This window comes from Stenotrophomonas maltophilia (assembly GCF_002799155.1).
GTDB lineage: Bacteria > Pseudomonadota > Gammaproteobacteria > Xanthomonadales > Xanthomonadaceae > Stenotrophomonas > Stenotrophomonas maltophilia_R.
On sequence record NZ_NERD01000002.1, the window covers coordinates 1,396,906 to 1,410,781 of the forward strand.

16 protein-coding genes are annotated in these 13,876 nt (G+C 67.4%); 5 read left to right on the forward strand and 11 right to left on the reverse strand.

Features of this window, described 5'->3' with window-relative positions; translation table 11 throughout:
- Positions 1 to 42 precede the first annotated feature (42 nt).
- A complete protein-coding gene (locus tag B9Y82_RS07105; protein ID WP_100472079.1) occupies positions 43 to 1,119 on the reverse strand; it encodes an MBL fold metallo-hydrolase in 1,077 nt (358 codons plus the stop codon).
- A gap of 104 nt (positions 1,120 to 1,223) precedes the next feature.
- Between B9Y82_RS07105 and B9Y82_RS07110 the strand changes: the two genes are divergently transcribed.
- Positions 1,224 to 1,835 (forward strand): TetR/AcrR family transcriptional regulator, encoded by a 612-nt coding sequence (locus tag B9Y82_RS07110; protein WP_100475188.1) that lies wholly within the window; start codon positions 1,224 to 1,226, stop codon positions 1,833 to 1,835.
- Here the strand turns inward: B9Y82_RS07110 and B9Y82_RS07115 are convergent.
- From B9Y82_RS07115 to B9Y82_RS07130, 4 genes are all read right to left on the reverse strand, one after another.
- Entirely contained in the window at positions 1,832 to 3,778 is a 1,947-nt protein-coding gene (locus tag B9Y82_RS07115) for an EAL domain-containing protein (protein ID WP_100472080.1), read from the reverse strand. The two genes, B9Y82_RS07110 and B9Y82_RS07115, sit on opposite strands and share 4 nt — an antisense overlap.
- Before the next feature lie 95 nt (positions 3,779 to 3,873).
- Complete coding sequence (locus B9Y82_RS07120) at positions 3,874 to 4,590, reverse strand: SDR family NAD(P)-dependent oxidoreductase (RefSeq protein ID WP_100472081.1); 717 nt, start codon at positions 4,588 to 4,590, stop codon at positions 3,874 to 3,876.
- 28 nt (positions 4,591 to 4,618) lie between these two features.
- Positions 4,619 to 5,347, reverse strand: a complete 729-nt coding sequence (locus B9Y82_RS07125) for a GNAT family N-acetyltransferase (protein ID WP_100472082.1) — start codon at positions 5,345 to 5,347, stop codon at positions 4,619 to 4,621.
- Between the two features lie 14 nt (positions 5,348 to 5,361).
- Positions 5,362 to 6,027 carry an ArsR/SmtB family transcription factor gene (locus B9Y82_RS07130; RefSeq protein WP_100472083.1) on the reverse strand — a complete coding sequence of 222 codons (666 nt, stop codon included), beginning with the start codon at positions 6,025 to 6,027 and terminating at the stop codon, positions 5,362 to 5,364.
- Positions 6,028 to 6,082: 55 nt separating this feature from the next.
- Here B9Y82_RS07130 and B9Y82_RS07135 point away from each other — a divergent pair, with 55 nt between their 5' ends.
- A complete protein-coding gene (locus B9Y82_RS07135; RefSeq protein ID WP_100472084.1) occupies positions 6,083 to 6,586 on the forward strand; it encodes a DUF2938 domain-containing protein in 504 nt (167 codons plus the stop codon).
- A gap of 71 nt (positions 6,587 to 6,657) precedes the next feature.
- On the forward strand, positions 6,658 to 7,431 hold the full coding sequence (locus B9Y82_RS07140; RefSeq protein WP_428993183.1) for an APH(3')-II family aminoglycoside O-phosphotransferase: 774 nt from the start codon (positions 6,658 to 6,660) through the stop codon (positions 7,429 to 7,431).
- On the opposite strand, the gene B9Y82_RS07145 is transcribed toward B9Y82_RS07140, so the two are convergent.
- Complete coding sequence (locus B9Y82_RS07145) at positions 7,404 to 7,829, reverse strand: DoxX family protein (protein ID WP_100472086.1); 426 nt, start codon at positions 7,827 to 7,829, stop codon at positions 7,404 to 7,406. The genes B9Y82_RS07140 and B9Y82_RS07145 overlap by 28 nt on opposite strands.
- A 318-nt stretch (positions 7,830 to 8,147) precedes the next feature.
- Here B9Y82_RS07145 and B9Y82_RS20840 point away from each other — a divergent pair, with 318 nt between their 5' ends.
- On the forward strand, positions 8,148 to 8,555 hold the full coding sequence (locus B9Y82_RS20840; RefSeq protein ID WP_238381554.1) for a hypothetical protein: 408 nt from the start codon (positions 8,148 to 8,150) through the stop codon (positions 8,553 to 8,555).
- Between the two features lie 119 nt (positions 8,556 to 8,674).
- Positions 8,675 to 9,679, forward strand: a complete 1,005-nt coding sequence (locus tag B9Y82_RS07155) for an aminoglycoside phosphotransferase family protein (protein WP_100472087.1) — start codon at positions 8,675 to 8,677, stop codon at positions 9,677 to 9,679.
- A gap of 33 nt (positions 9,680 to 9,712) precedes the next feature.
- Here the strand turns inward: B9Y82_RS07155 and B9Y82_RS07160 are convergent, their stop codons facing one another.
- The 5 genes from B9Y82_RS07160 to B9Y82_RS07180 are packed head-to-tail and all read right to left on the reverse strand — an operon-like array spanning position 9,713 to position 13,826.
- Positions 9,713 to 10,600 (reverse strand): DMT family transporter, encoded by an 888-nt coding sequence (locus tag B9Y82_RS07160; RefSeq protein WP_100472088.1) that lies wholly within the window; start codon positions 10,598 to 10,600, stop codon positions 9,713 to 9,715.
- Positions 10,601 to 10,632: 32 nt separating this feature from the next.
- Positions 10,633 to 11,694, reverse strand: a complete 1,062-nt coding sequence (gene murB, locus B9Y82_RS07165) for a UDP-N-acetylmuramate dehydrogenase (protein ID WP_100475189.1) — start codon at positions 11,692 to 11,694, stop codon at positions 10,633 to 10,635.
- Positions 11,695 to 11,702: 8 nt separating this feature from the next.
- A complete protein-coding gene (locus B9Y82_RS07170; RefSeq protein ID WP_100472089.1) occupies positions 11,703 to 12,758 on the reverse strand; it encodes a quinone-dependent dihydroorotate dehydrogenase in 1,056 nt (351 codons plus the stop codon).
- 8 nt (positions 12,759 to 12,766) lie between these two features.
- Complete coding sequence (locus B9Y82_RS07175) at positions 12,767 to 13,537, reverse strand: class I SAM-dependent methyltransferase (protein WP_100472090.1); 771 nt, start codon at positions 13,535 to 13,537, stop codon at positions 12,767 to 12,769.
- Positions 13,538 to 13,541: 4 nt separating this feature from the next.
- Positions 13,542 to 13,826: a DUF4190 domain-containing protein gene (locus tag B9Y82_RS07180; protein WP_100472091.1), complete on the reverse strand. Its 285-nt coding sequence runs from the start codon at positions 13,824 to 13,826 to the stop codon at positions 13,542 to 13,544.
- Between the last annotated feature and the right edge of the window lie 50 nt (positions 13,827 to 13,876).

A 13,876-nucleotide genomic window follows, 5' to 3' on the forward strand; every position in this document is an offset into this window, starting at 1 on the left:
CTCGGCTTTACATGGTTTCCCGCAGGTCACGCGCACTCGCTGTTACAGCTCCACCGTCTCCCACCAGCGCGTGCCCGCCTGCGGCGCCTGCATGTCCAGCGCTTCGCCCATCATCGGCGTGGCCACCGGCACGTTCTTTGCGGCGGCCAGTGCGGTGATGCGCTCGAACGGCTGCTGCCATGCGTGCAGCGCCAGATCGAAGGTGCCGTTGTGGATCGGCAGCAGCCACTTGCCGCGCAGGTCCAGGTGCGCCTGCAGGGTCTGCTCGGGCTGCATGTGCACGAACGCCCAGCGCGGGTCGTAGGCGCCGGTTTCGATCATGGTCAGGTCGAAGGGGCCGTACTTCTCGCCGATGGCCTTGAAGCCGTCGAAGTAGCCGGTGTCGCCGCTGAAGAAGATGCGGAAATCGCCCTCCTGGATCACCCATGATGCCCACAGGCTGCGGTCGCTGTCGCCCAGCCCGCGACCGGAGAAGTGCTGGCCCGGGGTAGCGGTCAGGCGCAGGCCGTTGGCTTCGGTCGACTGCCACCAGTCCAGCTGTTCGACCTTGCTGGCGTCCACACCCCAGGCGATCAACTGGTCGCCCACGCCGAGCGGCGCAATGAAGCGCGCGGTGTTGCCGGCCAACTGCATTACCGCGGCATGGTCGAGATGGTCGTAGTGGTTGTGCGAGAGGATCACGCCGGCGATCGGTGGCAGTTGGTCGATGCTGATCGGCGGGGCATGGAAGCGCGCCGGTCCCATCCACTGCACCGGCGAGGCGCGTTCGGAGAACACCGGGTCGGTCAGCCAGTACTGGCCACGCAGCTTCAGCAGGATCGTGGAGTGCCCCAACCGGAACAGGCTGCGATCCGGTGCAGCATCGAGGGTGGCGCGGTCCAGCGGCTTCACCGGAATCGGGTGAGCGGGCACGGTGCCCTTGGGCTTGTTGAACAGGAACGTCCACCAGATCTCCGCGCCGTCGCGCAGGCCCATCGCCGGCCGCGGCAGGGCATTGCGGAACTTGCCGTCGCGGTACTGCGGCGAATCGGGGAAGTCGGGGAGGGACCAGGACTTGCAGAAGGTGTAGGCGGTCACGGCGAGGATTCCAAGCAAAAGGACAAGGAGCAGGCGCTTCATGGGTGACGTCCGCTGGGTACACTGCACAGTGTAGTTTCGTGTTTTTCAAAAGTACACTGGCAGGTGTAAAATGTGTGGATCCGTTCAGTTATCTGGTTCCTGCCATGCCCCGTGCCCCGCAACGCCTGACCGACCGTAAACGCGACGCCATCGTGCGCGCGGCGGTGGAGGAGTTCCGCGCGTCGGGCTACGAGGCGACCAGCATGGACCGCATCGCCGAGGTGGCCGGGGTCTCCAAGCGCACCGTCTACAACCACTTCCCGAGCAAGGAGGCGCTGTTCTCGATGATCCTGGAGGAGCTGTGGGAGCGCAGCGTGGCCAGTGATGCGCTGCCGTACCGCGCCGATCTGCCGTTGCAGGCGCAGTTGATGCAGCTGCTGGGGCAGAAGCTGGAGCTGCTCAGTGATGCCAACTTCATCGACCTGGCGCGGGTGGCGATGGCCGAGATCATCCACTCACCGGCACGGGCGCAGGCCATCGTCTGCCGCATGGGCGAGAAGGAAAGCGGCGAGAGTGCGTGGATCCGCGCGGCAATCGCCGATGGCCGACTGCGCCAGGTCGATCCGGAGTTCGCCGGCCACCAGTTGCACGGCCTGGTGAAGAGCTTCGCGTTCTGGCCGCAGGTGACGATGGGGCAGCCACCGTTGAACGCGCAGGAACGCGCGCGGGTGGCCGAATCGGCGGTGGCCATGTTCCTGGGTTTCTACGCGGCCTAGTTGGCGGCGAAGCGACGGAACTCGTCGGCCGGAAGCGCTGCCGAGTACAGGTAGCCCTGGCCGACATCGACCCCCAGTGCGCGCAGTTGCTGTTCCTGCGCCAGGGTTTCAGTACCTTCGGCCACGACGATTGCACCGCAGCGGTGCGCGACTTCGACGATGAAGCGCACGATCGATTGCGACTTGGCATCGGACAGGGTGGCGATCAACGCCTGCTCGATCTTGACCTCGGCGATGGCCAGCTGCGAAAGCAGGATCAGGGTCGAATAGCCGGCACCGAAATCATCCAGCGACAGGGTGACCCCGGCCGCCAGCAGCTGTGCAATGTTGGCATCGACCACGTCGCGCTCGACGATCTCGGTCCATTCGACGATCTCCAGGCGCAGCATCGCACCGGGGATGCCGCGTAACTGCAGCAGCTCCTGCAGGCGCAGACCGAAGTCGGGCAGGCGCAGGGATTCGGCTGACACATTGACCGCAATGGTCAGCGCCGCGCCGTCCTGCTGGAAGTGCTGCAGGAAGTGCACCGCCGACTGCAGCGTGGCCCACTCCAGGTCCGCAAGCCGGCCCTGCCGGCGCAGCAGCGAGATCACCCGCATCGGTGCAATCGGCCGTCCTTCGCCGTCGCGCATGCGCAGCAGTGCTTCGGCGCCGACCAGCTGGCGGTCCTGCAGGCGATGCTTGGGCTGGTAACACAGCGGCGCGTCCCCCTGCTGCAGCCAGCGTTCGAGGGCGACTTCGATCAGCGCATCGATTTCACTGTCGCGCTGGATCGGGTCATCGAAGAACACGACGCCTGATTCGATTGCGCTCAGCGCCAGGGTGATCGCACGGAACGGAAGATGGCCGTCGTCTGCATCGGTGGGGGGCTTGAGTTCGACCACGGCACAGCGGAACAGCGGCCGGAAGCCGGGCCAATCGCGGCCGACCCGATCGGCCAGGTTGCTGGCCAGCTCGGTGATCTGCGGCTGCGTGCGCAGTTCGGACAGCGACAGGTCACGTACCAGAATTGCCAGCGCGGCATCACCGAACTGGTAGATCTCCAGTTGCCCGGCCGGCAGCGAGGGCAGCAGCCGATGCACCTCGTCGGTGCTGTCGCGCTGCCACAGGCCGTTGTCCTGCAGCGGCCCATAGCGCAGGCGCAGATCGCGCAGGTTGCCCATTTCGGCCACGATCAGGCAGGCTTTGCCGATGCCGTCGTTGTCGCGCCAGTAGTGCTGCAGGCGCTCGCCGAGCGCACGCATGTTGGGCAGGCCGCTGATCGGGTCGATACGCAGCCAGGCCTGCTCGCGCTGGCGCTGGACGTCGATCTGCGCGTCGTTGTAGACCAATGCGAACACCGCGCCCAGCATCAGCAGCGAGACCGGCAGCGCCAGCAGGCGCTGGATCGCCAGTTCAGCCACCGGCAGCTGATCGGCGCCGATGATCGCCACGCCCAGTGCCAGGCCCAGCGCAGTCACGCCGATGCGCACACCCCAGGCCTGCAGGATCATGCGCAGCGAGAGTTCGTTGAGCATGCGCGGGTGCAGGCGCCTGCGCAGCCAGATGCCAGCCAGCATCTGCAGCAGGGATTCCAGGCCGGCAGGCAGGAAGAACTGGGCGCCGGCGAACTGGTAGCGGGCCAGCAGGCTGGCGGCCAGGCAGGTCAGGCCGCCACGCCAACCGCCGAGCAGGCCACTGACCAGCAGGATGTCGAAGCCGAGGTGCAGCTTGACCACGCCCTGGCTATAGCGGGCCACGAACCAGGAATTGAACAGGTAGATCAGGCCCAGTGCCACGCCCACATACAGGCGACGGCCTTCAATGGCATGGCCGGCGCGACGGGTGGCGATCAGCAGCACGCCGATCATGCCGATCACCGCCGTGGCCTGCAGCAGGTACAGCGGCAGGCTGGGCAGGGCGCTGTCCAGGACCTGGGCCGAGACCCGTGAAAGCGCATCCATAGCAGGTTCCCGCCTGTGACCGACGGCCAGTGACGAGCAGGTTAAACCACAGGCGCATACGCGGCCACCATGGGTCCCGACCGAGGCCTCTACGGTCAGTAGCGCGGGTCGGCGATGGCCGGCAGCACCAGTTCGCGCACGAAGCCGGACGATGACAGCTGCAGCAACGCGCGCACCATCGCAACGACGTCGTGCACCGGCACCAGCTCGCCGTCGCCGCGTGCTGCGGCCTCTTCCACCGGCACCGACAGTGCATCGTCGGTGTTGAGGTAGCCCAGCTGCAGGCTGGTCACCGCCAGGCGGCGATCGCGGAAGCCCTCACGCAGTGCATCGGCGATGCCGTTGAGCGCGAACTTGGATGCGCCGAACGCCACTTCCGGGCGGCCGCTGCGTGGCAGTGCCGAGGTCGAGCCGGTCAGCACCAGCTGCGGGCGTGGTGCGCCCAGCACCCGCGGCAACAGGCGCTGCAGTAGCACTAGGGTAGCGGTGATGTTGACGTCGACCAGTTGGGTGAGCGAGGCATCGGTTTCGTCGAGGAAGGCGTACTCGTCGCTGAAGGCGGTCTGTTCCCAGATGCCCAGGTTGTGGATCAGCACATCCAGATCAGCAGGTGCCTGCGCTGCGATCTGATTGGCCGCCAGGGTGGGCTGGGACAGATCGGCTTTGATCCACTGCAGGGTGACGCCCTCGGGGCATTCAATATCGCGCGGTCGGTTGCGTGAAACGCCGATGACGGTGTCGCCTGCACTGCACAGGCCTTCCACGAACGCCCGACCGAGGCCCCTGCTGGCGCCGATGACCATCAATTTCATGTTGCTTCCTTGTTGTACTACGGCGGCCTCAGTCGGCCGCCAGAACGGTGTCCCAATCGGCGAACGCACGCAGGCCGCTGCGTTCGGCGGTAATGATCGAGGCGGTGTTGTCGAGCTGGCAACGGTACTGCGGCTGCAGCCCGGCCGTCTGTGCGGACATGGCCATGGCGCGTACCAGCTGGCGCGCGTGCCCGCGACCGCGGGCTTCGGGAAGGGTCAGCACGCCCATGTCGGCCAGGGCTGGATCCAGGCTCCACGGGTACATGCTTCCCGCGGCAACCAGCCGCTCGCCATCGAAGGCGCCGAACACCTGCCAGTGGTCCAGCTCGACCCAGGCGGCATCCAGATCCTCCTCGCTCGCGCTGGCCTGGAACCCGTCGAACGCGGCTGCGTCGGCCGGGCTAAGACGCCGGATACATGGCGGTGCAGGGCACTCGGCCAGGGCCGCAAGTTCTGCGGCGGGGAAGTAGAAGACGCGATCTGCGCCATGCGTGCGCTGGCCGAGCTGCTGCAGGCGCAGTTGCAGCTGCGGGAGCGTCCAGTGCGGCTGCGCGTGCAGTTGCAGGCGAGCGGCCAGGGCCGGGCGCAGCAGTGCGCGCGCGGGGCCCGCGACCGGCTGCAGCAGCATGCCGTCCTCGCCCTCATCGAAATCATCGCTGCACGCCAACTGCAGCAGTGGATCATCCTGCATCATGCGCTGCCCGGAGAACACGCTGCGCCAGGTCGCATCGATTAATGGGGCAAACACATCATCCATGACCGGTGTCTCGCTCAGCGCCGGGGCAGGTCCACCTGCAGGCCGGCGGCCTTCCATTCGGGATAACCGGCGGCGAGCCGCTGCGCGGTCAGTCCGGCCTCGCGCAGCATCGTCACCGCGTCGTTGGACAGCACGCAGTAGGGACCGCGGCAGTACGCGACAATGTGGACGGCACGCGGCAGTTCGTCCATCCGTGCACGCAGTTCCGTAACGGGAATGTTCAGCGCGCCGGGCAGGTGACCCAGATCGAATTCCTCGCGCGGCCGCACATCCAGCAGCACCACGCTGCCGCGTTGTTCCAGCAACTGCTCGACGGTCAGGCCTTCCAGAGCATCGCGGCGCTGCAGGCTGTCGTGGATCACGCCATGCATTTCGCTGCGTTGGTGGTCGGCATAGTCGCGCAGCGCGGCCAGCAGGTTGCCCAACGGACCCTCACCACTGCGGTAGAGGATGCGCTTGCCATCGCGTCGGGTCTGAACGAGGCCGGCACGGCGCAGCTGCTGCAGATGCTGGGAGGTATTGGCCACCGACAGCCCGGTCAGTTCGGCCAGGCGTTCCACGGCGCGCTCGCCCTGGGCGATGTGCTCCAGCAGGGCCAGGCGATGGGCGTGGCCGAGCGTGCGGGCGATCTCGGCCAAGGCCTCCAGCGGTGAGGGTGGTGGCTCTGTTGCAGCGTTCATGCGGGCCACGCTAGCATCGCTCTATCATTCAAGCAAGTAATTGAAGGTAGGTGATATGGTTGGCGTGGCGACATTGGTGATGGATGCGGTGGTAGTCGGCGTGGGAGCAACCGCAGTGATGGACCTGTGGGCGCTGGTGCAGCGAAGGCTGCTCGGCATTCCCTCGCTGGATTTCGCGATGGTCGGGCGTTGGCTGGGCCACCTGCCGCGCGGGCGCTTCCGCCACGACGGTATCGGCCGCTCGGCAGCGGTCAGTGGCGAGCGCGCGCTGGGTTGGACCGCGCATTACGTGATCGGTGTGGTCTTCGCCGCGTTGCTGCTGGCCGCGGTGGGGAACGGCTGGGTGCAGGCGCCGACACTGTGGCCGGCGCTGGCCTTCGGCATCCTCAGCGTCGCCGCACCGTTCCTCATCCTGCAGCCGGGCATGGGCGCGGGCATTGCCGCTTCGAAGACCCCGGCGCCGGGCAAGGCGCGCCTGCGCAGCCTGGTGGCGCACAGTGTGTTCGGTGCAGGCATGTACCTTTCCGCGCTGCTGTTGGCCGCTGTCCGTGCAGGATGAGCAAGAATCCGCAGGGTCACCGGCAACAGGAACACCTCGGCATGGAATCACCCAAATCCACCACTGATGACATGCCGCTGCCGTGGGCGTGGCAGGACGCGTTGGCCGATGCGCGCATCGAGCGGCAATCGATCGGTGTGTCGCGTGCGGATGTTGCCCGCGTGCGTCGGCCGGGCCAGGCCGATGCCTTCCTGAAGTCGGAAGTGATCGACGCCTTCAGTGAGCTGGGCGATGAGATCGCGCGCCTGCGTTGGCTGCAGGCACAGGGACAACCGGCACCGACGGTGATTGCCACTGCCGAAGAGACGGGCCGGCGCTGGTTGCTGATGAGCGCGCTGCCCGGTCGCGATCTGGCCTCGTCGCCGGAACTCGCGCCGCAGCAGTTGGTGGACCTGCTGGCCGACGCGCTACGCGGGCTGCATGCGTTGCCGGTGGCAGCCTGTCCGTTCGACCAGCGACTGGCGTCGCGCGTGCAGGTCGCGCAGGCCCGCGTTGAAGCGGACCTGGTGGATGCCGATGATTTCGATGATGAGCGCCTGGGGCAGAGTCCGGAGCAGGTCTTCGCCGAACTGTGCAGCACCCGGCCCGACCATGAAGACCTGGTGGTCAGCCATGGCGATGCGTGCCTGCCGAATCTGATGGTGGCCGAGGGACGCTTCAGTGGTTTCATCGACTGTGGCCGGCTGGGTGTGGCCGACCGTTACCAGGACCTGGCGTTGGCCGCGCGCAGTCTGGTCCACAACTTCGGCGACACGCGTTGGGTCGCGCCGCTGTTCCAACGCTACGGCGCGGTGGCCGACGAGCGCCGGCTGGCGTTCTACCGGTTGCTCGACGAGTTCTTCTGAGTCCGCGCATGGCTGGCGATGGCCGCGCAGATCAGGCCACCGACCACGCTCAGGTGCTCCAGCGCGAAGAACAGGGCCAGCTGCTGTTCCGCGCCGTGCTTGGCCCAGAAGGTATGCACGATGACGATGGTCAGCAGCATGAACACCGCCAGCGCGCCGCTACCCAGCCAGAGCAGGCGATCGAGCAGCAGGCACAGTGAGCCGCCCAGCAACACCACGGCGCTGGCGATGTTGAACAGCGCAGCGGGTTGCAGCCCGGCCGCCTGCATTTCGGCCACGCTGCTGTCCCATGCAAGCAGCTTGGCCAGACCCGAGGACACGAACACAACAGCCAGCAGCAGGCGGGCAAGGACCCACAGCACGCGGCTGTCGAGCAGGGAGGTGATCATCCGTGGCATGCAGGAACTCCGGGTTGAGCGTTGGGCAGGGCGGGAAGCATCGGGCCTCAACCGCAGTTGAGGTCAAGGCGGGCTGAACGAAGCCCGGCGGCGGCATGCTCTCCATCCTTTAAATGCACGAACGTACGTTCGCTATTTGCGAGGTGAGCCGAATCGACCGCAATGAGCAGCGCGTGGCCCTGATCCTGCAGGCGGCGCTGCAGTGCTTCCGTGCCAGGGGTTGCACCAGGCCAGCATACGAGGCATCGCGCAGGCGGCCGGCGTCAGCTTCTGCAACCTCCACAACCATGTCCCGGGCAAGGAGGCATCATCCTCGCGGTGGCGCTGGACGAAAACGAAGAACTGGCCCCGATGCTGCAGCGTTTGGCGGCGGCCGATGGGGCACGCGCGCAGGTCCTGGTGTTCCCGCAGGATTTCCATGCGCTGTGCCGGCGGCCGGAATGGGCAACGCTTGCGGCCGAAGTGGTGGCCGAGAGTGCACGCAACCCTGCCTTGGCCGAGGCCTTCGCCGCCCACCGCAGGCAATTGCAGCACGTGCTGGTCAATTTCCGCCTGGCCATGGCCGTGCCGGCCGAGAGCACGGGTTGGCTGGCGGGCTTCTTCCACCTTCCGGAAGGCCAGGCATCGGCGACCTCCGTCACGCTGGCGGGGTGGGCGTGGTGCTGGCCACGGGGGCAGCGTGGCTGTGGTCCTGGCGGTTCGCGCGGGGGCAGCTGGAAGCGGTGATGCGGCGCGTCGCCGCCTGGCACGTCGGGCGCGCTTGCACGATGCTGTGACGGACATGTCTGTGTCGCGGCCCGTGCATCTGCGATAGTAGCGGCAGGTAATACTTTCCGCTTGCATCCATGTCATTCGCTTCGGCGCAGCATCTCGGCGAAGTCCTGCAACAATCCTATGGCATCACCCCCACTGCCGTGGTGCCACGCCCGGTTGGCGCCGATGCCAACGCCAGCGTGTACCGCGTCGACGCACGGCGCGGGCAATGGTGGTTGAAATGCCGCAGGTACCAGGTTGCCCCTGCCGTCTGGGATACCCTGCATTGGCTGCGCGGCACGCTGGGCATCGAGGAAATCGTCGCGCCCTGGCCGGCCCTGACCGGTGGAGCGTCGGTGCAGCGCTGGGGCCTGCAGTTCACCCTGTTCCCGTATGTGGAAGGCCAGTCCGGGTTCGAGGCGGCGTTGAGTCGCACGCAGTGGCAACGGTTGGGCGAGGTGCTGCGGCGCCTGCACGAGGCATGCCCGCCACCGCAGCTGAAGGAGGCGTTGCCGAGCCTGCGGATGGAGACCGCGGCGCTTGATACCGTCGGGCAATGGTTGGCTGGTGAGGGCTTGGCCGCCGCCAAGGATGGGCTGGGCCGTGCCTTTGTTTCCGTATGGGACCAGCAGCACGCGCGCATCGCGGCGCTGCATGCGCAGGCACTGCAGTTGCACGCGGCGTTGCAGGATGTCCCGGTGGCGCTGCACCTGTGCCATACCGACCTGCATGCCGGCAATCTGCTGATGGGCAACGACGGCGGCCTGCACCTGATCGACTGGGATGGCCTGTCGCTGGCGCCGCGCGAGCGCGACCTGATGTTCATCGGTGCCGCTGTGGGCGGGCGCTGGGGCCGCGAGAACCCGGGGGGATTCGAGGAAGGCTATGGCAGCGACCACGGCGACCCGCGCTGGATCGCCTGGTACCGGCACTGGCGCATCCTGCAGGACCTGATCGAGTTCCAGCAGGTCCTGCTGGGCAGCGATGGAGAGGATCGTTCGCCGCAGCTGCGCCGGCAGACGCTGCACTACCTGGGCGAGCAGTTCGCACCGGGCAATGTGTTCGACGCGGCAGAGCGGGCATATCGCGCGCTGTAAGGCGCACAGGAATCATCCACGCGTGGCGGGGATCTACTCGGCGGGCTTGGCCGCTGCCGACGCCGCTGCGCTTGCGGCGCGGCGCGACAGCACGGCTTCGCGGTGGGCGATATAGGCGTTGGCGGCGAGGATGATGCCGGCACCGATGATCGTCCAGCGGTCCACGCTTTCGTTGAACAGCAACCAGCCGAACAGCGTCACCAGCGGCAGCTGCAGGAAGCTGATCGGAGTCAGGGCGGAGACTTCGCCCAGCCGTAGCGCGCGGGTCCACAGCAGCTGGCCGACGGTGCCGAGCACGCCAGTGGCGAGCAGCCACAGCCAAGCAGTGCCGGTCGGCCAGACCCAGACGAACAGCGCCGGTACCAGCGACAGCGGTACCCAGAACACGTAGGTGTAGAGCACCACGGTGTCAGCACTGTCGACGCGGGTGAGCTGCTTGATCTGGATCGCGACCAGCGAACTCAGCACGGCGGCGGCCACCGCGACCAGGCTGCCAGCGGTGAAACCGGCGGTGCCGGGACGCACGATCACCAGCACGCCGATGAAGCCGACCACGACCGCCGCCCAGCGGCGCACACGCACGGTTTCGCCCAGCCACAGCACGGCGGCAATGGTGACGAACAGCGGCGTGGAGTAGGAGAGCGAGACCGCCTGCGCCAACGGCAGGTGGCCGAGCGCCCAGAACGCACACAGCATCGAACCCAGGCCGATCGCACTGCGCACGAAATAGCGCGGCAGTTGCTGCGTCTTCAGTGGTGCATGGCCCGGGCGCAACAGCATCGGCAGCAGCGCCAGCAGGCCGAAGGCGTTGCGGAAGAAGGCCACTTCCTGGGTTGGCACGTAACGGGTGGCATAGCGGATGGCCACCGCCATCAGGCCAAATGCCATGGTGCTGCCGAGCATCAGCAGCGCCGCCCGCATCGGGGTGGCGCCGGGGAAAAGGACGGGGCTGTTCACCACTGTGCGCCGAGCAGGCGGGGCTCCGGTTCGATCGGCACGCCGAACTTCTCCAGCACCGAGGCCGAGATGCGGCGTGCCAGCGCCAGCAGTTCAGCACCCGTGGCGTTGCCGTGGTTGACCAGTACCAGTGCATGGCTGGGGGCCACGCCGGCATCGCCTTCGCGGAAGCCCTTCCAGCCGCAGGACTCGATCATCCACGCCGCAGAGACCTTGCGCTTGTCGTCGTGCTCGGCCGGGAACACGGGCAGGTCGGGGAAGTGCTGCAGCAGCACGTCGACCTGTTCCAGCGGCAGCACCGGGTTCTTGAAGAAGCTGCCGGCGTTGCCGAGCACATCCGGATCGGGCAGCTTGCGGCGGCGGATCGCGATCACCGCATTGGCCACGTCGACCGCACCCGGCAGCTCCACGCCCTGTGCCTGCAGTTCCTCGCGGATGCCGGCGTAGTCCATGCGCAGGTCATGCAGTAGCGGCAGCTTCAGTTCGATGGCGGTGATCAGGTAGCGGTCAGGCTGCTGCTTGAACACGCTGTCGCGGTAGGCGAAGCCACATTGTTCGTTGTCCAGCCGTACCCAGGCCTGCTCCTGGCAGTCCCAGGCTTCGACCGCCTGGATGAACTCGCCGACCTGCGCGCCATAGGCGCCGATGTTCTGGATCGGTGCGGCACCGGCCGAACCGGGAATGAGGGCCAGGTTCTCGAGACCCGACAGGCCCTCCTGCAGCGACCACATCACCAGCCCGTGCCACGGCACGCCCGCACCGGCGCGGATCACCGCATGGTCGGCACGATGTTCGAGGAAGCTGATGTCACGGTTGCCGAACACCAGCACGGTGCCCGGCAGGTCCTCGGCGATCAGTACATTGCTGCCGGCACCCAGCACCAGCAATGGGCCGTTGGCCACCTCGGGCAGCGCCAGTACTTCCGGCAGCAGCGCGGCATCGTGCAGCTCCAGCAGCTGCGCGGCGCTCGCCTGCACATGGAAGGTATTCAGTGCCTGCAGTGGGGCATTGCGGGTGAGCGTCCAGCGCACCGGGGTGTCGCCATCGTTGGTATCCATGGGCGCGCTCACAGCGGCGCCACCGCGCCGCGGCTCGGCGCTTCGCGGCGGCGACGGATCGCCTCCACGCATTCGGAGACGAGGGCAGGGCCACGGAAGATCAGGCCGCTGTAGCACTGCACCAGTGCCGCGCCTGCGGCCATCTTGGCCACGGCATCGGCGCCGGACAGGATGCCGCCGACGCCGACCAGCGGCACGGATTCGGGCAGGCGCGAGCGCAGGCGGCGCAGCACCAGCGTGGACTGCTCCAGCACCGGCGCACCGGACAGGCCACCGGCCTCGTTGGCCAGCGGGTCGCCGGCCACCTTGCCGTGGTCGATGGTGGTGTTGGTGGCGATCACGCCGTCCACCTGCAGTTCGCCCAGCACGCGCGCGGCGGCATCGATGTCGCGGTCACTGAGGTCCGGCGCCACCTTCACCAGCATCGGCACGCGGCGACCATGCTGCGCAGCCAGGGCTTCCTGGCGGTCACGCAGCTGGCTGACCAGCTGGCGCAGTGCGGTCTCTTCCTGCAGTTCACGCAGGCCGGCGGTGTTGGGCGAGGAGATGTTGACCGTGATGTAGTCGGCCAGCGGGTACACCTTGTCCATGCAGGCGATGTAGTCGTCCACGGCCTGTTCGTTGGGGGTGTCCTTGTTCTTGCCGATGTTGATGCCGAGCAGGCCGCGGCGGTTGCGTGCGCGCTCGACGTTGCGCACCAGTGCGTCCACGCCCGCATTGTTGAAGCCCATGCGGTTGATGATCGCGTTGTGCGCCGGCAGCCGGAACAGGCGCGGCTGCGGATTGCCGGCCTGCGGGCGCGGCGTGATGGTGCCGATCTCGACGAAGCCGAACCCCAGCGCGAACAATGCATCGATGTGCTCGCCGTTCTTGTCCAGGCCGGCGGCCAGGCCGACCGGATTGGGGAAGGTCAGCCCGAACACCGTGCTGGGCATCGGCGCGATGCGTGCGGCCAGCAGCGGCGTGGTGCCGGTGCGATAGGCCAGGTCCAGTGCGGACAGGCCGAGGCCGTGGGCGCGCTCGGCGTCGAGCGAGAACAGGAAGGGGCGGGCAAGCGAATACATGCGTCGGTTCAGTCCAGCGTGCCGAGGAAGGCTCGGGTTCGATATTCAAAAGCGACCTGGCCGTCGACCGCGTGGGCGGCGAACAGGTCCTGCAGAGCGTCGATCATCGGCGCGTGGCGCGGATGACCGGATTGGGGCGCGTAGGAGGAGGACAGCAGGCGCCCGCGCAGGGCATCGAAGTCCAGGTGCTGTACGTTTGGCAGCTCCACCATGCCGCGCAGGCCTGCGCCGAACCAGGCCTGCATGGTGGCGTCGTCCTGGTAGCGCTCGGCCACGGCGGTGTAGTCGGTGCCGTAGTCCAGCAGCAGCTGTTCGTAGCCGATCAGGAACGGACTGGCATCGAGCAGGCGCGAATTCCAGTAGATCAATACCTGGCCGCCGGGGCGCAGGATGCGCTGCCACTCGGCGCGTACCGCCACGGTGTCGAACCAATGGAAGGCCTGCGCGACGCTGACCAGGTCGACGCTGGCATCGTCCAGCGCGGTGGCCTCGGCGCGGCCGTCCACCGCACGGAACTGCGGATACCGCGGTGCCAGCCATGCTTCGGCCGCGGCCCGCATGGCCGCATTGGGCTCTACCGCGACAACGGGATGGCCGCTGGCCAGGAACAGGCGGCTGGAAATACCGGTACCGGCGCCGATGTCGGCGACACGCGCCTGCTGGCTGACACCCATCGGGCCATGCAGCCACTCCAGCAGCGCGGGTGGGTAGTCGGGCCGGTAGCGGACGTAGTCGGCGACACGGCTGCTGAAGCGTTCGGTGCTGTCGGAAGTGGTCATGGCGTCAGTTCGACACCGCCGCCAGCCAGGCCAGGCCGCCGAAGAACAGGATGAAGACCAGGATGGCGGCGATCACGGCGCCGGCCATCACCCAGCCCAGCACCAGGCCGGTGACGGCCAGGCCATCGCCTTCCAGTTCGTGCGGGCGGCGACGGATTTCGGCGCGGGCCATGTGGCCGGTGATGATGGCCACGATGCTGGCCACGAAGGGCAGGACGGTCCAGCTGGCGATGCCCATGACCAGGCTGACCACGGCCAGGGCGCTTGTCTGTCGGGGTGCCACGCTCATCGGGGTCCTCCTTGGCAGTGTGCACATGATAGTGCGTCTGCCCCGGCAAT